The sequence below is a fragment of the Bacillus sp. G16 genome (genome assembly GCF_021282335.1).
In the GTDB taxonomy this organism is placed as follows: domain Bacteria; phylum Bacillota; class Bacilli; order Bacillales; family Bacillaceae; genus Bacillus; species Bacillus inaquosorum.
Genome location: NZ_JAJSOZ010000002.1, coordinates 53,383 through 74,413, shown reverse-complemented (window position 1 = coordinate 74,413; position 21,031 = coordinate 53,383). Strand labels below are relative to the sequence as shown.

Below are 21,031 nucleotides of genomic sequence, written 5' to 3'. Positions count from 1 at the left end.
ACTCCGATTTTTTCTTCTATCATAACAAATTTCTGTCAAAAAGGATATCAATGAGCTTTTCCGCAAAATCAAAAACCGGCTTAGCAGCCGGTTTTTTCTAACGAAACGTATCGACAATTAAAAATACATTCAAAGCAACGATCAATACAGCTATCAGCCAAGAAACCACTGTGACCCATTTAGCGTTGATCAGTGACCCCATAATCCGTTTATTGCTTGTAAACATAATAAGCGGGATTAAGGCAAAGGCGATGCCGAAGGAGAGCACAACCTGGCTCAGAACGAGAGCGGTCGTCGGATTGACGCCTGACGCGATGATCAGGATCGGCGGAATGATCGTGATAAAACGCCGTACATACAGCGGAATGCGGTAGTTGATAAATCCTTGCATGATCACGTCGCCTGAAAGTGTGCCGACAGACGAACTGGATAGTCCCGCAACGAGCAGCCCGATCCCGAATAAAGCCGCTGACACAGGGCTGACAAGATGTCCGAATTGTTGAAATGCGACATCAAGATCCTCGACAAACAGCCCGTTTTTGAAGAATAGTGCGGCAGCCACAATCAGCATACTCGCATTAATAGCACCTGCAATCAGCATCGCTATTAAAATATCAATAAATTCGAATCTGAAGATTTTTTTCCGTTCCGCATCCGTTTTGCCGACCACCCGCCGCTGTGTAAGGGCTGAGTGTAAATAAATCGCGTGCGGCATAACGGTTGCACCGAGAATACCCGCTGCAAGAAGCACACTGTCAGTGCCGTGAAACGTCGGGACAAAAAGGCCCTTCATCACTGACGCGGCATCAGGCTTTGCGAAAAAGGTCTGCAGTGCAAAGGCGATTACCACTACAAACAGCATACCGGCAATGCCGGCTTCAAGTGAGCGATAACCGCGGCGCTGAAGCTCCAATATCGCGAAAGAGCCGATCGCCGCTATAATAGACGCTTCGAGCATCGGGATGCCGAACAGCAAATACAATCCCAGAGCCGCTCCGATAAATTCCGCCAGATCAGTTGCAATAATGACCAGCTCGCCCTGAATCCATAAACCGATGGAGACAGGCTTTGGGAATTCTTCGCGGGCAACCTCAGGCAGGTTTTTGCCTGTCGCAATACCGAGTTTGGCGGATAATGATTGGATTAAAAGCGCCATGATATTAGAAAATAAAATCACCCATAGCAGCATATATCCGTATTTAGAACCTGCCGATATATTCGTTGCGAAGTTGCCGGGATCAATATAGGCGATGGCTGCTATAAACGCAGGGCCCAGAAAAGGGAGCAACCCTCTGAATCCTCTGATTTTCCCGTCAAGCGCATCTTGGACTGCTTTGGAACGGGGAGATTGTGCTGTGATGTCCTTGTTCATCATGTCTCACCTGAATTCTGATTGTTTTTGCCATACAACAAAGAGTTTCCTTAAACCAAATTATTTTATCTACATCATATGACCATCCCGGTTTCTTGTCAACCGAAGATGTTTAAAATACACTCTCAAATTTTTCCCTGTTATGTAACATGATATGTAGGGATTCGGATAAGGTCCCATATAAAAAGACATCGTTTCAGTTCGAAACGATGCCTCCTATATCAAATGAAATTAGGCTTCCTTCCGCAGCCCGCGGAACACGAGGCTTAGCAAGAACACGAAGATGGCGGCCCCGATGATGGCCGGGAAAATAGCAAAGCCGGAAAGGCTCGGTCCCCAAGTGCCAAGGAGTCCGTGTCCGATCCAAGCGCCGATCAGTCCGGCAATCATAGAGCCGAAAATTCCTCCCGGCATCCGATTTCCTACGATGGCGCTTCCGATTAATCCGATAACGATAGCAACGACTAATGAAACCAAAAAGCTAATCATCATACTCACCTCTCATAAATGATTTATCAATCAATAACCGCTTATGCCAAACCCGAAACATTGAAAAGCATATCGCGTTATGAAACTGTTTTGATTTTTCGCTGCACGCTTCCGTCAGCCAAATGAACAATGACCTCAGTGCCTTTATGTGCTGCGATTTCCTTTGCCCGTTCAATCGCTTCTTTCTTTGTATCCTTGATCTCAGACACACGTTTGGCACCCTCGGCTTTGACCGCCCAGCCGTTTTTATGCTTGATGACATGCTCTGCTTTATCCATGAGCTCAGGGTCTCCGCCGCTGTTTGAATCTTCATCTCGCTCTGTCTCATCATCATGCTTGAGGAAATCATCAATTTCTTCTTTAGAGGCGTTTTCCGCCCATTCCTTTGCTTTGCTTGTCGCAATCGGAATTGCGCGTCCATCCTCATAGCCTTCATCAATCATCGCATTCGCAATGTCAATGGCTTTTTTCTTCACCGGCTTCTCAAGATTTTTCAATGAAGCGGGATAATCCTTCATCGACCAAGGCATGTCCATCACTCCTTTTCCTTTTATAAAAATGATACCCGCAGGTGAAAAATAAAAACGTTTCCGAGAAAATGAAGGTATACTATATAGTAGAAAAACGGAAGGGAAGTGCGAGTTGGGTGACAACAGAACGAAAAGAAGACTTACATCAGCAATTAAAAGAAATAGAGAAATGGGAAAAAGATCAGCAAAAAGTCTGGTTTTGGGAAAAGCTCAGCCGTCTCCCGTTTCAGCTGCTGGACAAGCTGACGCCGGAATTCATTCAGAAAAAAATCGGCAAGCTCTTGGATGAGGTCGGCAGCTTTGTTCAAACAGGAGGACAGTACCTGACATCTCAAAAACAGATTATCAATATGTTTCAAAAGAAACTGCCGGAGGAGATCTTCGAATCACTCGAAGACGTACAAAAAGCGCCTCTTTCTCTTATGGATGAAATTGCGGAAGGAATGGGCAAAAACAGAATTAACGCCGCAACCGTTCAAGGCGCGACAACGGGTGTGGGCGGCGTGTTTACGCTGGCGGCTGACATTCCGGCCGTGCTTGGCCTGTCGTTAAAAACGTTACAGGATATTGCGGTTGCTTACGGCTATGACCCAAAGGAGAAAAAAGAGCGTGTCTTCATCGTAAAATGTTTGCAGCTGACATCGGCTGATGTTGTCGGCAAAAAATCGATTTTGCAAGGATTAAAAGACTATGATCAAGATCGTACATATAAGAATGTCGCTTCTGAAATCCAGGGCTGGCGTGAAGTCGTGTTAGGCTATCGCGACACGTTTGGCTGGAAAAAGCTTTTTCAGCTGGTGCCGGTCGCAGGAATGGTCTTTGGCGCGGCAGCCAATCGCTCAACATTAAACGACATTACCGAAACGGGCATGATGCTGTATAAAAAGCGGCGCATTCTTGCGCGGCTGAAAGAAACAGAACAAGGGATGGAATAGCAGAAAGCAGACGGACACCGCGATCCGCCTGCTTTTTTTAGTGGAAACACACCTAATGTGTTTTGTTTGTTTAAAAGAATTGATAGCGGGAATACAACAACCAACACCAATTAAAGGAGGAATTCAAAATGGCAGACGATAACAAAATGAGCAGAGAAGAAGCAGGTAGAAAAGGCGGAGAAACAACAAGCAAAAACCATGATAAAGAATTCTATCAAGAGATTGGCAAAAAAGGCGGAGAAGCCACTAGCGAAAACCATGACAAAGAATTCTATCAAGAAATCGGTGAAAAAGGCGGGGAAGCCACTAGCCGAAATCATGACAAAGAGTTCTATCAAGAAATCGGTGAAAAAGGCGGAGAAGCCACTAGCGAAAATCATGACAAAGAATTCTATCAAGAAATCGGCCGTAAAGGCGGAGAGGCAACAAGCAAAAATCATGATAAAGAATTCTATCAAGAAATTGGCTCAAAAGGCGGAAACGCCCGCAACAACGACTAATCATAAGCATAAAGGCAGACAACCTGTAGATAAAAAGCGATCCGGCGCATCAGCTGGATCGCTTTTTATTTTGGAAATTTCTCAATCTACACTGGTATTGCGATACAATAAGTGAAAAAGGGGTTTTTGCTAATGTCCGAGATGCAAAACTTGCTCGCCATCGCCAATGAAGTCAAAGAAAAACACGCCAATTTTTCAATCTCAGAGGTCAACGACCACTGCGTGCGCCTCGCAGTGTTTACAGGAGAATATGACTGGCACCATCATCCTGACTCAGATGAATTATTCATTGTTCTTGAAGGTGAGCTGCTGATCGATTTTAAGGACAAAGAAACCGCGGTACTCAAAGTAAATGACAGCCTGCTGATCCCGAAAGGAACGGTTCACCGCACGCGCTCTTACGTCAGAACCGTGAATCTCTGTGTCGAGCATAAGCACGCGGAAACAGTTATCACTGAGGATTCATAATGCTGATCAAAAAGATTGTATGTGAAGTAGACGCAGCAAACGCTGAAGCATTTTCAAAAGCGCAGTCACAGTGGGGAGCATTGTCACATGTAAATGGCTTCATCAAACAGGCCGGCGGCTGGCAGAAAACTGCAGATGGGCTGTTCACCGCAGAAATCATCAGCGTTTGGGAGAACAGAGAAGTTTATGATCATTTTATGGAGAATGAACACAACAGCATTTACGAAGAAAACGAACAGAAGGCTGTAATTCTTTCGATAGATGTGACGCTGTATGAAGAGGATGAACCGTTCATTCACGATCTGTTACATAACCCTGACATCCGGTACGAACCAGACTGGACAGTTCTGAAGGCATAAACAAAGCCCAAAACATCATGTTTTGGGCTTGTGTTTTACTCGCGTCCAGGAAGCGTATTATGAACAAAAGGCGGTGCTGGGTTTAACTCCGGTTTTTCTCCAAACGCTTTTGCTTCTTTCACATATTCAAAGGCTTCTCCATCCGGCGCTTTTTCGTTCAGCCAGGTTTGCCCGGTGCTTTCTTCGCCTTCAGAGAAATTGATCAGCTGATGCGAGAATTCTTGTTTTTCGAGTGCTTTCGGGAATGTTCCAGGCACAACCGGGCCTTCCTGTGCTTCTAATTCTTTAATGGCGGCGAGCCATTGATTTTGGTGCATCGTGTCACGTGCCAGCAGGAAGCTGAGCATATCTTTGACACCTTTGTCATCCGTCATTTCAAATAGGCGTGCGACCTGCAGACGGCCCTGTGATTCCGCATTCAGATTGGCGCGGAAGTCTGCCAGCAGGTTTCCGCTTGCAACGATATAGCCGCCGCTCCAAGGGACGCCTGTACTGCTTTCCGGCATGGCGCCAAGTCCTGACACAATTGCATGGTGAGGGTTCATGCCGCCCAGGATGGAGCCGATGACCGGATCTTCAGCGGCTTTTTCCTGCTGATCGAGCGGAGCATCCTCAAGAAGTCTGGCGATCATAGTGGCGATCATTTCAACGTGCCCGATTTCCTCAGTTGCCGTATCCATCAGCAAATCCTTGTATTTTTCATTTCCTCTTGTATTCCACCCTTGAAATAAGTACTGCATGGCAACAGAAATTTCTCCGAATTGCCCGCCTAAAATTTCTTGCATTTTTTTAGCGAATAATGGATCTGGACGATCTGGTTTAGCAGGATGCTGCAGCATTTTTGTGTGCTTAAACATGTACCCATCTCCTTTTTTCGTTTCTCTCTTTCTATATTTCCGATCGATTGAAAGATAAACGAAAAGCAGCGTATCGAGATGGGGACTACGAATACGAATCTTCTCGCAGCTCTAAAAGCTCCTGAATCAGCTTCTGGCCGAAGATTGGCTCATACTGCCGGTAAACAGGATCAAGGCGCTTCATCCATTCTTTTTTCTCTTTATCCGACAGCTCGTAGATGTTAATAGAAGAATTCTTTTTGATTTCTTCCAGCTGCTCCTTGTTCATTTGTTCGGCATACGTTTCATTCCACTCGGTCGTTTCCTTCATTGCTTCAGTCAAAATGCGCCGTGTTTCCGGTGTTTGTGTGTTCCAGAAATGCTCATCAGTCATGACAGCATAGCCGAGATAACCGTGGCTGCTTATTGTCAAATAGTCCTGAACATTATAAAATTTTTTAGAATAGATGTTTGAGATTGTATTTTCTTCACCATCAACTACATTTTTTTCTAACAGCTGAAAGGTAGAATTGAAGGATTCCTGATGAGGTGTTGCGCCAAGCAGCTTGAACTGATCCTCTATCACATCACTTTGCATAATGCGGAGATCCTGTCCTTTTAAATCATCCGGGGTTTTGACCGGTCCTTGATTCGTCGTGATTTGTTTAAAGCCGTTTGTCCAATAGGCGAGTCCTTTTAATTGGTTTTTCTTTAGAGAATCAAACAGCTGCGTGCCGATGCTTCCGTTCAGCCCTTTTTTGACGGCATCGTAATTTGTAAATGCATACGGCAGATCGAGCACTCCCCATTCGGGCGAGAGCATGCCGAGCTTCGATGTGGAGGGGGCGATAAATTGAACTTCGCCGTTTTGCAATGCTTCAATTTCTTCAATGTCCGAATACAGGCTTCCATTCGGGAACACTTCAATTTTCATTTTCCCGCCTGATTTTTCGTTCACCAGCTCTGCAAACTTATTGGCAGCAAGCCCTTTCGGCGTATTTTCGGCAACCACATGGCTGAATTTAAACACGATTTGATCCTGTAAGCCTTCCTGATCGTCATCATAAACAATCTCTTCACTGCTGGAACGATCATGGAATCCGATAAATAAAGCGGTTGCAATTCCGGCGATCATCAGTGCGAGACATGCAAGCAAACTCTTCATGAAAAGCCCTCCCCTATGTTTAGGATAATCGGGGCCATGCCATTCGTAAAGACCTGAAAGGAGAAGCTGATGAACAAAAAGAAGCTCTCAATCCGTTGGAAAATCACGATCTTATCCTATATACTCGTCATTTTCTCCTTTTTGATCGGCGGAATTGTACTCATCGGCAATATCCAGCATACAGAGGAGCGGGAGCTGAAAAAACGCCTGATGAATACGGCCCGGACAGTGTCGGAGATGACTGAAGTGAAAGAGGCTTTGGAGCGGAAAAAACAAACAGAAGCTGTTCGCCACGCGGTTGAAGAAATCAGGATGATTAATGAAGCAGACTATATTGTCGTCATGGATATGAATCATATCCGCTACACGCATCCTGTCAGTACAAGCATCGGCAAAAAATCTGAGGGGGCAGACGAAGAGGCGGCGTTTGCGGAGCACATTTATTTCTCAGAAGCAAAGGGCGAGATCGGCACGGCGGTCCGCGCTTTTTATCCGGTGAAGGATCACGATCTGAATCAGATCGGCGTGGTGCTTGTCGGGAAAACACTGCCGGGGATCGCCGACATCCTCCTTCATTTAAAGCGTGATATCGCATTCATCGTTGTGCTGACACTCGGCTTCGGCCTTGCAGGCTCCTTTCTGCTGGCCCGCCATATCAAAAAACAAATGTTTCAGCTTGAGCCCCATGAGATTGTCCGAATGTATGAAGAACGGACAGCGACGTTTCACTCGATGAATGAAGGCGTGATTGCCATTGACAATCGGCTGATCATCACGATTTTCAATGAAAAAGCGAAACAGATTTTTGAAGTGCAGGGGGATCTGGTCGGAAAGGTGATCTGGGAGGTTCTCAAGGATTCGCGCCTGCCCGAAATCGTAGAGCGAAACAAAGCAGTTTATAATGAAGAAATTCGCGTCAGCGGAAAGGTGATCATGAGCAGCAGAATTCCGATCGTCATGAAGAAAAAAGTCATCGGCGCCGTCGCGATTTTTCAGGACAGAACGGAAGCGGCCAAGATGGCAGAGGAATTGACTGGCGTCAAAAACTTTGTGGAAGCGCTTCGCGTCCAAAATCATGAGCATATGAATAAGCTGCATACGATCGCCGGCCTCATCCAGCTGGGTAAATCTGAAAAAGCCTTGCAGCTTGCATTTCAGGCATCAACTGAGCAGGAAAATGTGACTGAATTTCTGCACCGCTCGATTCAAAATGACGCGGCGGCGGGCCTTCTATTAAGTAAAATCAGAAGAGGAAGAGAGCTCGGCATTGCAGTTCATATTGATGAAAACAGCAGCCTCCAGCACTTTCCCGAGCATGTTGATCAGCATGATATCGTCGTCCTTCTCGGCAACCTGATTGAAAATGCCTTCGGTTCATTTGAAACGGTTCAATCTGATGACAAACGAATTGACATCAGCATCGAGCAAACGGATGATGTCCTTGCCATTTTAATAGAAGATAACGGCTGCGGGATTGAACCGGCACATATGCCGCACATTTACGACAAAGGATTTACGGTTAATAAAACAGGAGGCACAGGCTATGGCCTGTATTTAGTGAAACAAATCACAGATAAAGGATCGGGTACGATAGAAGTTGATTCACACGCGGGACAGGGAACATCTTTTTCTATCGTTTTTCCAATGAAGGGGGAGGAAGCACAGCATGGCTCATAAGGAATGGAAGGTTCTGCTCATTGAAGACGATCCGATGGTTCAAGAGGTAAACAAGGATTTCATCACAACTGTCAAAGGTTTTACTGTCTGTGCAACAGCGGGAAACGGAGAAGAAGGCATCAAGCTGATTAAAGAAAAACAGCCCGACCTTGTTATTCTCGATGTATACATGCCGAAAAAAGACGGAATCAAAACGTTACAGGAGATCAGAAAGCAAAAGCTTGAAGTCGATGTCATTGTCGTCTCCGCCGCAAAAGACAAAGAAACGATCTCCCTTATGCTGCAAAATGGAGCGGCTGACTATATCTTAAAACCGTTTAAGCTTGAGCGAATGAGACAGGCCCTTGAAAAGTATAAGCAATATAAACAAAAAATCGAAGCAAATGATACGCTGTCCCAGGAGCAGCTCGATGCGATCCTGAATATCCCGCAGCAGGCCGTACAGGATCTGCCGAAAGGATTGAATCACTTCACGATGAATGAAGTCACTGCTTTTTTGAAACAGCAAACCGCATCGCTTTCTGCAGAAGAGGTCGCCAAGGCGCTCGGAATCGCCAGAGTGACAGCCAGACGATACCTTGATTATCTTGAAAAAAACGGAATGATTAAGCTGGACGTTCAATACGGCGGAGTCGGCCGGCCCGTCAACCGCTACGTGTTTAAAGGATAAACCTGAGACCAAAAAGACCAAAATGTCCGTTATGATCATAAACTTCCCCAGACTGTATGAAAACGCTATCATTCTAGTAAGAAAGACACAAAGGCGAATAGGACAGGGGGATGAAGGATATGAAACTGTTTAAAAATTTAACAGTTCAGGTCATAACCGCGGTCATCATCGGGGTCATTGTCGGGCTGGTCTGGCCGGATGTCGGCAAAGAGATGAAACCGCTTGGCGATACATTTATCAACGCTGTTAAAATGGTGATCGCTCCAATCATTTTCTTCACAATCGTTCTCGGGATTGCAAAAATGGGCGATATGAAGAAGGTTGGAAAAGTAGGGGGAAAAGCGTTCATTTATTTCGAGGTTGTCACCACCCTCGCACTCATTATCGGTTTGTTTGTCGTCAATATTCTGAAGCCTGGCGCGGGTCTTGATTACAGCAAGCTTGAAAAGGGAGATGTATCACAATACACGCAAAATGGCGGTCAGGGAATCGACTGGATTGAATTTGTCACACACATTGTTCCGTCCAACATGGTTGATGCCTTCGCAAAAGGGGACATTTTGCAGGTCTTATTCTTTTCTATTCTTTTCGGAGTCGGTCTTGCGGCATTAGGTGAAAAAGGGAAAAGCGTTATTGATTTCTTCGACAAGCTTTCTCACGTCTTTTTCAAAATCATCGGCTACATCATGCGTGCGGCGCCAATCGGGGCATTCGGGGCGATGGCGTATACGATCGGGCACTTCGGTCTCGATTCCATCAAGCCGCTGGCAAGCTTAATGATGTCAGTTTATATTACGATGTTCCTGTTCGTATTTGTTGCTTTAAATATCATCTGCAAGCTTTACGGATTCAGCCTGTGGAATTACCTTCGCTTCATTAAAGATGAGCTGCTGATCGTGCTTGGCACAAGCTCTTCAGAATCAGTGCTTCCGCGAATGATGGATAAAATGGAGCGCTACGGCTGTTCGAAATCCGTTGTCGGGCTTGTCATTCCGACGGGCTATTCGTTTAACCTCGACGGCACATCCATTTATTTATCAATGGCGACTGTCTTTCTGGCACAGGTGTTTGGAGTAGACCTCAGCATCGGCCAGCAAATTACAATTATCCTCGTTCTGATGCTGACATCGAAGGGAGCGGCCGGTGTGACGGGAAGCGGATTTATCGTCCTGGCCTCAACGCTGTCAGCGCTTCAGGTCATTCCGCTGGAGGGCCTTGCACTCCTGCTTGGGGTTGACCGTTTCATGAGTGAAGGAAGGGCGATTGTGAATCTGATCGGAAACGGAATCGCCACGATCATTGTTGCAAAAAGTGAAAATGAATTCGATGAAGCGAAAAGCATAGAGGCTGTTGAAGGCATGAAAAAAATGAAAACAGCAGTCTGAAAAAAGAGCGGCCCATCAGTGGGCCGTTTTTTTAATTGTTTAAGAATTATTAAGGTAAGGACAGAGACCTCAGCATTTTTTTGTTATATAATTTACAAATGGATACTATATTGAATGAAGGACGTTTGTCCTAACAGGAGTGTATAAATGGCCGCTTTAGTTAAATTTTTTCAGCACCCGGGAGTAAGGCGTTTCTCCGTCTTTGTCGTGTTAACTGGTGTGTTATATCTATTTAAGAGCATGATCAACTTAATATTGCTTACCTTCATCTTCACATTTCTCATGGATCGTTTGGAGCTTGTCGTACGGCAGTTTGTCAGCCGCTTCTTCCGCGTGAGCCAGCGGATTGTCATTACGTTTCTTTACATGTTGCTGGCTGTGCTCCTTACAGTCGGTGGATTTGTATTTTATCCGGTCGTCGCGGCGCAGATTCAGCAGCTGGTTAAGCAGATTAAACATATTGCGTATCACCCGGACAGCATCCCTTTCTTTGAGGAGATCACCAGTGTTTTCGGTGATATTAATATCAGTTCATATGTCAAAGAGGGTTTCAATGTGGTGTATACGTATCTGGCCGATATCAGCACGTTCGGCTTGCAGATCGTAATGGCGCTCATTCTCAGCATGTTTTTCTTATTTGAGAAAAAGCGGCTTTCTGAATTCATGGCGAAATTTAAAACGAGCAAACTGGCGGTCTTTTATGAGGAAATTGCTTTTTTCGGAAGTAAATTTGCAAGAACGTTCGGCAAGGTGCTTGAGGCTCAATTTATCATTGCGCTCGTCAACTGTATTCTGACGTTTATCGCGCTTTGGATTATGCATTTCCCGCAGTTGTTTGGGCTTTCTATTATGGTGTTCTTCCTTGGATTGATCCCTGTAGCAGGCGTCGTCATTTCTCTGATCCCGCTCAGTATTATCGCTTACAGCACTGGCGGCGGAATGTATGTGCTCTATATTGTGCTTGTCATATTCGCTATTCATGCGATCGAAACCTATTTCTTAAATCCGAAGCTGATGTCTGCGAAAACAGAGCTGCCGATCTTTTTCACCTTTACAGTACTCATTTTCTCTGAGCACTTTTTCGGCATTTGGGGTTTAATTATCGGGATTCCGATTTTTGTGTTTCTCCTTGATATTCTTGATGTCACCAACAAGGAAGATGGACCCAAAAGATTCCGAGAGAAAAGTAACAAAAAATAGTTTACAAAATTGGATCTTTTCTGTATAAATAAACTAAATCATACAATAGTAAGCCACACGCTTAATCCTTTGATAAGGAGTGGGGGACCCAATCTTTTGGGGTTAATTTTTCATCTGAAAAACGGACATCTCTTCGTCCGAACCCGTCAGCTAACCTCATCAGCGTGAAGAGAGAGTCCTGTGGTTTGATGATACATCCAAAGCCTGCGGGAGTCTCTCGCGGGCTTTTTTTCAAAAAAGGGAGGAATGCGGATGAAGCTGGCAAAAAAAATTATCATTGCATTGGTTCTTGGCGCGGTGACTGGATTGGTCCTCAACCTTACATCACCTGAATTATTTGAAAATTTGAATAAGTTTGTATTCGGTCCGCTTGGCACCATCTTTTTAAACCTCATTAAAATGCTTGTCGTGCCGATTGTCTTTTTCTCACTGACACTGGGAGTAGCCGGGCTGGGTGATCCAAAGAAGCTTGGCAGAATCGGCGTGAAGACGATTTCTTATTTTCTCATCACGACAGCAGTGGCAATCACGATCGGGCTTATTCTTGCTCTTGTGATTAGACCTGGTGAGTTTGGGACTTATGATGTTTCATCTGCCAAGTTTAATGCTGAGGAAGCCCCAAGTATTGCCGACACTCTTCTGAACATTATTCCTGCGAATCCGGTTCAAGCGATGACAGAAGGAAATATGCTGCAAATCATTGTATTTTCTATTTTTGTAGGGCTCGGAATCACGATGCTCGGAAAAAAAGCGGATATGCTTCTGAAAGTCGTTGAACAGGGAAATGAATTGATGATGTATCTCGTCAACCTAGTCATGAAGTTTGCGCCATACGGAACGTTCGGTCTGATTGCGACTGCTATTGGCAGCCAGGGCTTCAGCGCGATTAAGGCGATGGGGCTGTATATGATTGTTGTCACGCTGTCCCTGGTCATTCATGCAGTCTTGACGTACGGTTCAACGGTTGCTCTTTTGGCAAAACGAAATCCGTTTACGTTCTTTAAAGATTTCTCAGAGGTAATGGTCGTCGCGTTCAGTACCTCCAGCAGCAATGCGACCCTGCCGGTATCAATGGATGTGGCGCAGAAAAAATTAAAAGTGCCTGAGCCGATCAGCAGCTTCGTCCAGCCGCTCGGCGCGACAATTAATATGGACGGAACAGCCATCATGCAAGGGGTAGCCACCGTCTTCATTGCGCAGGTGTTCGGGCATGATCTGACATTTACGCAGCTGCTGATGGTGATACTGACGGCTGTGCTAGCAAGTATCGGCACCGCGGGTGTACCGGGTGTAGGCTTGATTATGCTCGCCATGGTGCTTCAATCTGTCGGACTCCCTGTTGAGGGCATTGGATTAATACTCGGAATTGATCGCCTGCTTGATATGCTCCGCACAGTGGTGAACACAACAGGAGACGCGGCCTGCGCCGTCATCATTACAGAAACCGAAAAGAACAAACAGCCTGAGCAAACCCCGACTCTATCGGTTTAACCAAACATTTGGAAGCAACAAATGCTATAATACAAAAAGTGCCTAATTTTAGGCACTGTTTATTTTTTGTTGAAAAAGGAGGAAGGCTTTATGGCTGAGCCGATTTTACATATTGAAGGCCTCGATAAAAAAATTGGGTCTAAACAGATACTAAAACAAATCAGCATGGACGTCATGGAGGGAGAAATCATCGGCCTGCTCGGTCCGAATGGTTCTGGAAAAACAACACTCATCCGTATCATCGTCGGACTGTTAAAACAAAACAGCGGGAGCGTGACAATCAGCGGATTCCAGCATGATACAGAGTTTGAAAAAGCAATGGAAGCGGTTGGAGCGATCGTCGAAAATCCCGAGTTCTATCCGTACCTGACAGGCTGGGAAAACCTCAAGCACTTTGCGAATATGCACAAAAAAATAGACGAAGAACGGCTTGATGAAGTGGTGGAACGTGTCGGGCTGACGTCAGCGATTCATGATAAGGTGAAAACCTATTCTCTCGGCATGCGCCAGCGTCTTGGCATTGCACAGGCGATTCTTCACCGGCCGAAGCTTCTTATTTTAGATGAACCGACAAACGGTCTCGATCCTGCGGGTATGAAGGATTTTCGCGATCATATTAAGGAGCTCGCAGAAAAGGAAGGAACGGCAGTCCTGTTCGCCACTCATTTATTGCGAGAAGTTGAAGATCTGTGCGACCGTGTCATCATTATTCAAAAAGGTGAGATCAAAGCGGAAGTCAGCCTACATGGAACAAATCAAAAAACAGAAAAAGCGATCATTGAAGTGCAGCCGGAAGAAAAAGCCCTCAATTGGCTGACAGGCAATCAATATCAAGCTGAGCGGCAAGGCGGGGCGATAGTTGTTGAGGTAGCAAAAGAAAACATTCCAGAGCTGAACCGCTCACTTGTCGGACAAGACCTGAATGTATTTTCCATTACGCCTTACACGCAATCACTGGAAGACGAATTCATAAAAGCGACAACTGCTCATCAAGAGGAGGGAGAAGAGCTTGTCTAAATTAATTTGGAATGAACATATGAAACTTTTTAATCGGAAGGTCACATTGGTTTCTCTTATCCTGATGGCGGTCTTTCAATTTTTCATGGCTTTGATCATTAAACGGATTGTCATCAGTGCCGGAACAGATGAAAACTTCATCGGCTATTTATCGTATACACCGAGCCTAAACATCCTGCTGCAGGCTTTAACGATCGTGATTGCAGCGACAATTGTTTCGATGGAATTTGATAAAAAGACGATCAAATTTCTGCTCATTCGCCCGGTTAAACGCCAAAAGATTTTTTGGTCAAAATTAATCACAGTCGTGATGGTCAGCTTTTATTTGTATCTGGCATACTACATTTTGGCATTATTATTCGGTCTCGTCTTTTTTGGCACGTCGGTAACCGCGGAATCAAAGACATTGCTTATCAACACCCTGGAGCTGATCGGGTCAAATTGGCTTGAAGCCGTAATGATGGGATTATTCGGGCTGCTTTGTTCTTCGCTGTTCCGGAACAGTGCGGTAGCAGTCGTCGTTTCATTTGTCGTTTTATATGGAGCGAGTACACTTGTTCAGCTCATGAAGCTATTTGAAAACAAATGGGGCAGCTTTTTGCTTTTCGCGAACACTGACTTTACCCAATACAGCAGCGGGGAGACAGCGTTGTTTTCAGGCATGACGCCATTGTTTTCAGCGGGGATTATCATCATACATGCCATATTCTTCATCGCCGTTGGCTGGTGGTGCTTCTGTAAACGGGATGTCCGGGTGTAAAGGCAAGGAATGACATTTTTGTGAAAAAGCTCACGTGAATCAATATCATTTGATATTTTGGTTTATACTAAAGGTACTGACGGAGGTGTCTCGATTGAGGAACTTTATTACCGCTTTACCGATCGTATTACTGCTTGGATTCTCATTTGTGTCATTCATGTTTCAGTTTGAACATCTTGTTTATTTCAGACTCGCGCTTGGGTTGTTCTCTCTCGCGGGGCTGTACATGATATATAAAATGAAGACGGGCATCCGTTATTTTATCATCTATCTGTATGCCAGCTGGATTGTGCTTGCTGCAGTAACCGCTTTTGAAGAGCCGATTTTCTCGAGCTTTTTCTTTGGCGGCTTGGTGATGACAATGGGTTACCTGACATATATGCTGATTTATCTCGGCATGAAACAAGACCGGGATGCAAATCCTGTGTAAACACGCTGTTCCTGGGGGAACGGCGTGTTTTTTTTATACCGGACAAAAAGGTTAACAGTTGCGGAATGGTGGCAGGAAATCTATAATACATATTAAATTTATCGGAATTAAAACCTTGGGGGGCTGCCGGATGTCATTATTTATACAAAACGATCAACAACGGCAATGGATGGAGAAAATCGGACGGCTTGCGGATGAATTTCAGCAAACAGCCGCTGAAGATGACGAACTGGGACGTTTTCCTTTAGAAAAAATACAAAAACTGCGTGATGCCGGGTATACGGCGTTAACATTGCCAGCATCCCATGGAGGAGGGGGCATTTCTGTTTACGACATGCTCCTGTTTCAAGAACGGCTTGCACGGGGAGACGCTCCTGCAGCGCTCAGCATCGGCTGGCATTTGAGCGTAATCGGGGAGCTCGGAGAAGGCAACAGCTGGGATAAAGACGTGTTTGCGTTTGTTGCAAAGGAAGTCCAAAACGGAGCCGTCATCAACAGGGCGGCGACAGAAGCGCAAACCGGAAGCCCGACAAGAGGAGGGCGTCCCGGTACAAACGCCGTCAAAAAGGATGGCAAATGGACAGTAAACGGAAGAAAAACCTTTACGACGATGTCACAAGCACTGGATTATTTTTTAGTGACAGCATGGATTGAAGAAAAACAAACAACAGGCGTGTTTCTCATTTATAAAGATGATCCCGGTTTGTCGATTGAAGAAACGTGGGATATGATGGCGATGCGGGCGACTGGAAGCCATGACCTTGTACTGAATGAGGTAATGCTTGATGAGGAGAAACTGGTGGAATTACTTCAAGGACCTCGGGGAGCTAAGCCGAATGGCTGGCTGCTTCATATTCCGGCGATTTATCTTGGCATTGCTCAAGCAGCACGAGACTATGCGGTGCAATTTGCATCTGAGTATTCTCCAAACAGTTTGAAGGGACCGATCAAGGATGTCCCAGCCGTACAGCAAAGAACAGGCGAAATGGAGCTTGAACTGCTCAATGCCAGACATTTTCTTTTCCATATCGCTCAATTGTATGACAATCCGGAGCGCCGCCCTTACTTGAAAAGCGAGCTTGGTGCGGCGAAACATATCGTCACAAATGCTGCGCTGTCTGTTGTCGATAAAGCGATGAGAATTGTCGGGGCCAAAAGTCTTGAACGAACCAACCCGCTTCAGCGCTATTATCGTGATGTGCGCGCCGGTCTCCATAACCCGCCGATGGATGATGCAGTGATCCAAAAGCTGGCCGCAGAAGCGTTTGAGTCATGAAAAAAGAGCCTTTCGGCTCTTTTTATGTATTGTTTTGCTCTTGGAGATTCTTTTGATGCTTGCGGTCGATCCTGTCATAAATGACGTTCATCAGCTTTGGATTGCCCATAATCGCCTCTTTGTTTTCCTGGATCAGCTGCTGGTAGGTTTTTACTTTACGCTTCGGCATGCTCCGGCGCCCTCCTGACATGTTTGTATTCACTTTCTAACTCCGTCAGCGACAATTCATACAAATGACGCTTTGACTTTTTGTATATACCATTCTGTATTAACAGATGAATGAGCTGTTTTTTTCTGGTTTCTGCAGACTGAGGTGTCATTATGTCACCAACCTCCAATCAAACGATATTGATAATCATTATCAATTAACTTCAGTATACAATGTCCGCAATAGCCTGTAAAGGTGAAAACAGTCCTATTCTTTCCCAAATATGCAAACATTCAAAAGATCGACAAAAAGTTTCCCGGGGAATAATTTGCTGTCGAAATGTCCCTCTTCATTGAATGCTGCCGCTGCTATTTTTCATGTTTTGAACCATACTATGTAATAGAATGGAGGCTGGTATTCAATGGAGCGGACAGAAAATCTGAAAAAGGGAGAAAAAGGGGCGCTCCTCAATATTTTTGCTTATGTCATCCTTGCTGTTGTGAAGCTTGTCATTGGGATCCTCTATCATTCCGAAGCGCTGAGAGCAGACGGATTAAATAATGGAACAGATATTGTTGCGTCAGTGGCGGTGCTGATTGGATTGCGTATTTCCCAAAGGCCGGCTGACAGCGATCATCCATATGGCCATTATCGGGCTGAAACAATTTCGTCTCTTGTTGCGTCTTTTATTATGATGGTTGTCGGCATTGAAGTGTTAATCGGCGGAGGAAAAGCGATTGCGGGCGGAACTACGGAAACGCCAAGTCTTATAGCGGCATGGACGGCGTTAGGCAGTGCCTTGTTTATGTATGGCATCTACTTATATAACAAAAGGCTGGCGGCATCGATTAAAAGCTCTGCCCTGATGGCAGCGGCAAAGGACAGCAGATCAGACGCTTTTGTAAGTGCCGGAGCGTTTATCGGTGTGATGTCATCCCAGCTTCAGCTGCCGTGGATCGATCCGGTAACGGCTTTTATCATCGGCATCATCATTTGCAAAACGGCATGGGACATCTTTAAAGATGCTTCACATTCTTTAACAGACGGCTTTCACTTAAAAGATCTTGAGCCTTACAAACAGACCGTCGGCAGGATTGAAAGTGTACATCGTCTAAAGGATGTGAAAGCCCGGTATTTAGGCAGCACAGTTCATATTGAGATGGTTATTACGGTTGATCCAAAGCTTACAGTAGAAGAAGGCCATGGAGTGGCGGATGAGGTAGAGGATAAAATAAAACATGAACACGATGTCACTCATGTTCATGTTCATGTAGAGCCCGACGACATAAAATAAGGCTGTTAAACGAATTAGCTTATATGTTCAGATAAAAATTCAGTCACTTCTTCAGGCGTTTTGGCATTGGCGCTGTGAAGATGAGCTGTTTTTTCACCGTTTTTGAAGATAAGCAAGCTAGGAATACCCATTACTTGGTATTTTTCAGCCAATTCAGGAAGCTCGTCCTTATTCAGTTCATACCAATCGTTTTGATTGTACTCTTCCAAAATATCGCCGATGAACATATTCATGCGTGTGCAGTCTGGGCACCAATCAGCATAAAACTTTACGATAATTTCTTTATCGGATTGAATCAGTTCATTAAATTGTTCGTTTGTCGTGATTTTTTTCATATGTCACATCTCCTTTTCAATGCCATTTTAATATAAAATAAAAAGGAATTACATACAAATGCATTCAGCATCAGCATGCCCAAAAATAATTAGATCATTTTCTCGTGAAAGTGATAAGATAGTAAAGATGAATTTGTAGTGGGGGGAGTATCCATTGAAAACAAGTCTAGGATTAGTGTACGGAGGAAAGTCAGCAGAACATAATGTATCACTGCAGACAGCTCTGGCTGTAATCAAAGCGCTAAATACTGAGAAGTTTGATATACATCCGATTTATATAACTGAAAAAGGCGAATGGGTAAGAGGCGCCCGTTTATCTGAGCCTGTTTCAAACGTGAAAATGCTTCAATTTGAGCAAGGAGGCAGTGCTTTTTCTCCAGCTGCCCTGAACCAGGAAATGTTTCCGCAGGAAGCGCCAGAGCAAAATGAAGCCATCGACGTCGTATTCCCGCTCCTCCACGGACCGAACGGAGAAGACGGTACGATCCAAGGAATGCTCGAACTGTTGAATATTCCTTATGTCGGCAACGGTGTGCTTGCTTCCTCAGCAGGCATGGATAAAGTCGTTATGAAACATTTATTCGCGCAGGCAGGCCTTGCTCAGGCTAAATACGCAGCTTTCCTTAAGAAAGATTGGACTCGTTCTCCGGAAGAAAGCTGTAAGCAGGTAGAACAGGAATTAGGCTACCCTTGCTTCGTAAAGCCGGCAAATCTTGGATCAAGTGTCGGAATCAGCAAATGCCGAAACCGTGAAGAACTGCAAAAAGCGTTTGAGCTTGCATTCCAATATGACCGCAAAGTCGTCGTTGAAGAAGGAATTAACGGCCGAGAAATCGAAATCGGCGTTCTTGGAAATGACGATCCTAAATGCTCTGTTGTGGGAGAGATCGCACCAAAGACAGATTTCTACGATTACAAAGCGAAATATGAGGATGGAGACACTGATCTGATGATCCCGGCGAATGTGTCCGATGAGGAATACGCAAAAATCAGTGATATGGCGATCAAAGCGTTTAAAGCGATCGATGGTTCAGGACTTGTCAGAGCGGACTTTTTCCTGACAGCTGACGGCGAAGTTCTGATCAATGAAGTCAACACAATGCCTGGCTTTACACCTTTCAGCATGTTCCCGCTGCTCTGGAAAGAGGCCGGAGTGGAGTACGCTGACCTGATTGAACAGCTTGTGGAGCTTGCAAAAGAACGCCACGCTGAAAAACAATTGATTAAGCATACATTCTAATAATGAAAATGGACACTGCCGGTAAGAGGGCAGTGTCTTTTCCCGTATATACAAAAGAAAGAGAGGGACCTCACTTGATTAAGCGAACAGTAAAGAACATTGCCGAGATGGTCAAAGGCACACTGACAAATCCGCAATATGAACAAACAGTCATTCATGGAGTGGCAACTGATACAAGAAAACTCGAACAGCATCAGCTTTTCATCCCGCTAAAAGGGGAACATTTTAACGGCCACACTTTTGTGCCGCAGGCTTTTGAAGCAGGTGTAGCGGCCGTTCTTTGGGATCGGTCAGAACCAAATCCGCCCGAGAATCAAGCCGTCATCTTAGTGGACGACACCCTTTCCGCTCTTCAGCGGCTTGCAAAAGCCTATTTGCAGGAGCTTGGCACCCGTGTCATCGGGGTAACCGGAAGCAATGGCAAAACGACAACGAAAGATATGATTCACGCCGTCCTGGGAACCCGCTACCGTGTCCACAAAACAGGAGGAAACTTCAACAATCACATCGGCCTGCCGCTGACGGTTTTAGCCATGCCTGAAGATACGGAAATCGCCGTATTAGAGATGGGAATGAGCGCCAAAGGAGAAATTGACCTCCTGACCCGCCTGGCAAACCCGGATGCTGCTGTGATTACGAATATCGGCGAATCCCACATGCAAGACCTTGGTTCAAGAGAGGGCATCGCGGAGGCGAAGCTTGAAATCATTAACGGGCTTAAAGAAGACGGAGTGCTGATTTATATCGGGGACGAACCGCTCCTTCAAAAATCATACAGCTGCCAAACGAAAACGTACGGAACGGGAGCGCAAAATGATTATCAGCTTCAGGATGTCAGCCAGAGTGAGGAAGGAACCCATTTTACAATCAAAGGAATGGAAAAAACGTTTTTTATTCCGATACTCGGCAAGCACAATGTCATGAACGCCATGGCTGCGATTGCTGCGGGGGCTTATTTCGGCATCACGCCTGAGGATGCGGCAAAAGGGCTGAGCGGACTAAAGGTAACCGGCATGAGACTTGAACTCATCAAAACAGACAGCGGCATTTCGATTATCAATGACGCTTATAATGCGAGTCCGACATCCATGAAGGCTGCCATTCAATTGACAGAAAGCCTTGAAGGCTACGGGAAAAAAATGCTCGTGCTCGGCGATATGCTTGAACTCGGTGATCTTGAAGAAACGTTCCATAAAGAGTGCGGCGCTGTGATCAGCCCTGAGAAAATCGACCGCGTCTTTACGTACGGAAAACTGGGAGCATTTATTGCGGAAGGCGCACTGAAACACTTTGAGAAAGAACGCGTCAGCCACTTCACCGAGAAAAAAGATCTCCTTCAAGCTGTGAAGGAAAACGCGTCAAAAGGAGATTTGATTTTATTCAAAGCGTCCAGAGGTATGAAGCTTGAAGAAATCGTTAAAGATTTAATAGAGAGCCCGCTTTCGTAAAAAAAT

The 21,031-nt window shown here is 45.3% G+C and carries 24 protein-coding genes and 1 riboswitch; of the genes, 16 read left to right on the top strand and 8 right to left on the bottom strand.

Going from position 1 to position 21,031, the window contains the following annotated elements; all coding sequences use genetic code 11:
* Window positions 1-97: 97 nt before the first annotated feature.
* From LWH95_RS02495 to LWH95_RS02485, 3 genes are all read right to left on the bottom strand, one after another.
* The gene (locus LWH95_RS02495) at window positions 98-1,375 is read right to left on the bottom strand and encodes an Nramp family divalent metal transporter (protein WP_033878536.1); all 1,278 of its coding nucleotides are present in this window, start codon (window positions 1,373-1,375) and stop codon (window positions 98-100) included.
* Between the two features lie 228 nt (window positions 1,376-1,603).
* Window positions 1,604-1,861 carry a GlsB/YeaQ/YmgE family stress response membrane protein gene (locus LWH95_RS02490; protein ID WP_232919001.1) on the bottom strand — a complete coding sequence of 86 codons (258 nt, stop codon included), beginning with the start codon at window positions 1,859-1,861 and terminating at the stop codon, window positions 1,604-1,606.
* Between the two features lie 77 nt (window positions 1,862-1,938).
* A complete protein-coding gene (locus LWH95_RS02485; protein ID WP_003240298.1) occupies window positions 1,939-2,391 on the bottom strand; it encodes a DUF2188 domain-containing protein in 453 nt (150 codons plus the stop codon).
* A 116-nt stretch (window positions 2,392-2,507) separates the two neighbouring features.
* Between LWH95_RS02485 and LWH95_RS02480 the strand changes: the two genes are divergently transcribed.
* The 4 genes from LWH95_RS02480 (at window position 2,508) to LWH95_RS02465 (ending at window position 4,653) form a co-directional block, all read left to right on the top strand.
* Window positions 2,508-3,326 (top strand): EcsC family protein, encoded by an 819-nt coding sequence (locus LWH95_RS02480; protein WP_232918889.1) that lies wholly within the window; start codon window positions 2,508-2,510, stop codon window positions 3,324-3,326.
* 128 nt (window positions 3,327-3,454) lie between these two features.
* Window positions 3,455-3,826: a glucose starvation-inducible protein GsiB gene (gene gsiB, locus LWH95_RS02475; RefSeq protein WP_003240302.1), complete on the top strand. Its 372-nt coding sequence runs from the start codon at window positions 3,455-3,457 to the stop codon at window positions 3,824-3,826.
* A 132-nt stretch (window positions 3,827-3,958) separates the two neighbouring features.
* The gene (locus tag LWH95_RS02470) at window positions 3,959-4,294 is read left to right on the top strand and encodes a cupin domain-containing protein (protein ID WP_232918888.1); all 336 of its coding nucleotides are present in this window, start codon (window positions 3,959-3,961) and stop codon (window positions 4,292-4,294) included.
* Window positions 4,294-4,653 carry a YdbC family protein gene (locus tag LWH95_RS02465; protein ID WP_232918887.1) on the top strand — a complete coding sequence of 120 codons (360 nt, stop codon included), beginning with the start codon at window positions 4,294-4,296 and terminating at the stop codon, window positions 4,651-4,653. Before LWH95_RS02470 ends, LWH95_RS02465 begins: the two co-directional genes overlap by 1 nt.
* Before the next feature lie 35 nt (window positions 4,654-4,688).
* Here the strand turns inward: LWH95_RS02465 and LWH95_RS02460 are convergent, their stop codons facing one another.
* Together LWH95_RS02460 and dctB are read right to left on the bottom strand one after the other, a co-directional pair.
* A complete protein-coding gene (locus LWH95_RS02460; protein WP_003240308.1) occupies window positions 4,689-5,510 on the bottom strand; it encodes a manganese catalase family protein in 822 nt (273 codons plus the stop codon).
* Between the two features lie 85 nt (window positions 5,511-5,595).
* The gene (gene dctB / locus LWH95_RS02455; protein ID WP_003240312.1) at window positions 5,596-6,654 is read right to left on the bottom strand and encodes a C4-dicarboxylate TRAP transporter substrate-binding protein DctB; all 1,059 of its coding nucleotides are present in this window, start codon (window positions 6,652-6,654) and stop codon (window positions 5,596-5,598) included.
* A gap of 69 nt (window positions 6,655-6,723) precedes the next feature.
* On the opposite strand from dctB, the gene dctS reads away from it, so the two are divergent.
* The 9 genes from dctS (at window position 6,724) to LWH95_RS02410 (ending at window position 16,560) form a co-directional block, all read left to right on the top strand.
* Window positions 6,724-8,331 (top strand): two-component system sensor histidine kinase DctS, encoded by a 1,608-nt coding sequence (gene dctS, locus LWH95_RS02450; RefSeq protein WP_232918886.1) that lies wholly within the window; start codon window positions 6,724-6,726, stop codon window positions 8,329-8,331.
* On the top strand, window positions 8,321-9,001 hold the full coding sequence (gene dctR, locus LWH95_RS02445) for a two-component system response regulator DctR (RefSeq protein WP_003240315.1): 681 nt from the start codon (window positions 8,321-8,323) through the stop codon (window positions 8,999-9,001). Before dctS ends, dctR begins: the two co-directional genes overlap by 11 nt.
* A 119-nt stretch (window positions 9,002-9,120) precedes the next feature.
* Entirely contained in the window at window positions 9,121-10,386 is a 1,266-nt protein-coding gene (gene dctP, locus LWH95_RS02440) for a C4-dicarboxylate transporter DctP (protein ID WP_232918885.1), read from the top strand.
* Window positions 10,387-10,533: 147 nt separating this feature from the next.
* Window positions 10,534-11,586, top strand: a complete 1,053-nt coding sequence (locus tag LWH95_RS02435) for an AI-2E family transporter (protein ID WP_133488419.1) — start codon at window positions 10,534-10,536, stop codon at window positions 11,584-11,586.
* A 48-nt stretch (window positions 11,587-11,634) separates the two neighbouring features.
* A riboswitch (cyclic di-AMP (ydaO/yuaA leader) is annotated at window positions 11,635-11,765 on the top strand.
* A 73-nt stretch (window positions 11,766-11,838) separates the two neighbouring features.
* A complete protein-coding gene (locus tag LWH95_RS02430; RefSeq protein WP_148983007.1) occupies window positions 11,839-13,077 on the top strand; it encodes a dicarboxylate/amino acid:cation symporter in 1,239 nt (412 codons plus the stop codon).
* Window positions 13,078-13,167: 90 nt separating this feature from the next.
* Entirely contained in the window at window positions 13,168-14,094 is a 927-nt protein-coding gene (locus LWH95_RS02425) for an ABC transporter ATP-binding protein (RefSeq protein ID WP_003240319.1), read from the top strand.
* Window positions 14,087-14,854 carry an ABC transporter permease gene (locus tag LWH95_RS02420; protein ID WP_003240320.1) on the top strand — a complete coding sequence of 256 codons (768 nt, stop codon included), beginning with the start codon at window positions 14,087-14,089 and terminating at the stop codon, window positions 14,852-14,854. The genes LWH95_RS02425 and LWH95_RS02420 overlap by 8 nt, the downstream gene beginning before the upstream one ends.
* A gap of 94 nt (window positions 14,855-14,948) precedes the next feature.
* The gene (locus tag LWH95_RS02415; protein ID WP_019257527.1) at window positions 14,949-15,284 is read left to right on the top strand and encodes a hypothetical protein; all 336 of its coding nucleotides are present in this window, start codon (window positions 14,949-14,951) and stop codon (window positions 15,282-15,284) included.
* A 130-nt stretch (window positions 15,285-15,414) separates the two neighbouring features.
* Window positions 15,415-16,560: an acyl-CoA dehydrogenase family protein gene (locus tag LWH95_RS02410; protein ID WP_232918884.1), complete on the top strand. Its 1,146-nt coding sequence runs from the start codon at window positions 15,415-15,417 to the stop codon at window positions 16,558-16,560.
* 22 nt (window positions 16,561-16,582) lie between these two features.
* Here the strand turns inward: LWH95_RS02410 and fbpB are convergent, their stop codons facing one another.
* Both fbpB and LWH95_RS02400 read right to left on the bottom strand, forming a co-directional pair.
* Window positions 16,583-16,762: a Fur-regulated basic protein FbpB gene (gene fbpB, locus LWH95_RS02405; RefSeq protein WP_010886410.1), complete on the bottom strand. Its 180-nt coding sequence runs from the start codon at window positions 16,760-16,762 to the stop codon at window positions 16,583-16,585.
* The gene (locus tag LWH95_RS02400; protein WP_019257529.1) at window positions 16,716-16,880 is read right to left on the bottom strand and encodes a Fur-regulated basic protein FbpA; all 165 of its coding nucleotides are present in this window, start codon (window positions 16,878-16,880) and stop codon (window positions 16,716-16,718) included. Before LWH95_RS02400 ends, fbpB begins: the two co-directional genes overlap by 47 nt.
* 249 nt (window positions 16,881-17,129) lie before the next feature.
* On the opposite strand from LWH95_RS02400, the gene LWH95_RS02395 reads away from it, so the two are divergent.
* The gene (locus LWH95_RS02395; protein WP_003240325.1) at window positions 17,130-18,002 is read left to right on the top strand and encodes a cation diffusion facilitator family transporter; all 873 of its coding nucleotides are present in this window, start codon (window positions 17,130-17,132) and stop codon (window positions 18,000-18,002) included.
* A 14-nt stretch (window positions 18,003-18,016) separates the two neighbouring features.
* Here the strand turns inward: LWH95_RS02395 and LWH95_RS02390 are convergent, their stop codons facing one another.
* Window positions 18,017-18,337, bottom strand: coding sequence for a thioredoxin family protein (locus LWH95_RS02390; protein WP_003225161.1), 321 nt, complete (start codon window positions 18,335-18,337; stop codon window positions 18,017-18,019).
* A gap of 154 nt (window positions 18,338-18,491) precedes the next feature.
* On the opposite strand from LWH95_RS02390, the gene LWH95_RS02385 reads away from it, so the two are divergent.
* Together LWH95_RS02385 and LWH95_RS02380 are read left to right on the top strand one after the other, a co-directional pair.
* On the top strand, window positions 18,492-19,577 hold the full coding sequence (locus LWH95_RS02385) for a D-alanine--D-alanine ligase (protein ID WP_148983010.1): 1,086 nt from the start codon (window positions 18,492-18,494) through the stop codon (window positions 19,575-19,577).
* A gap of 74 nt (window positions 19,578-19,651) precedes the next feature.
* Window positions 19,652-21,025 (top strand): UDP-N-acetylmuramoyl-tripeptide--D-alanyl-D-alanine ligase, encoded by a 1,374-nt coding sequence (locus LWH95_RS02380; RefSeq protein ID WP_148983011.1) that lies wholly within the window; start codon window positions 19,652-19,654, stop codon window positions 21,023-21,025.
* Window positions 21,026-21,031: the final 6 nt, after the last annotated feature.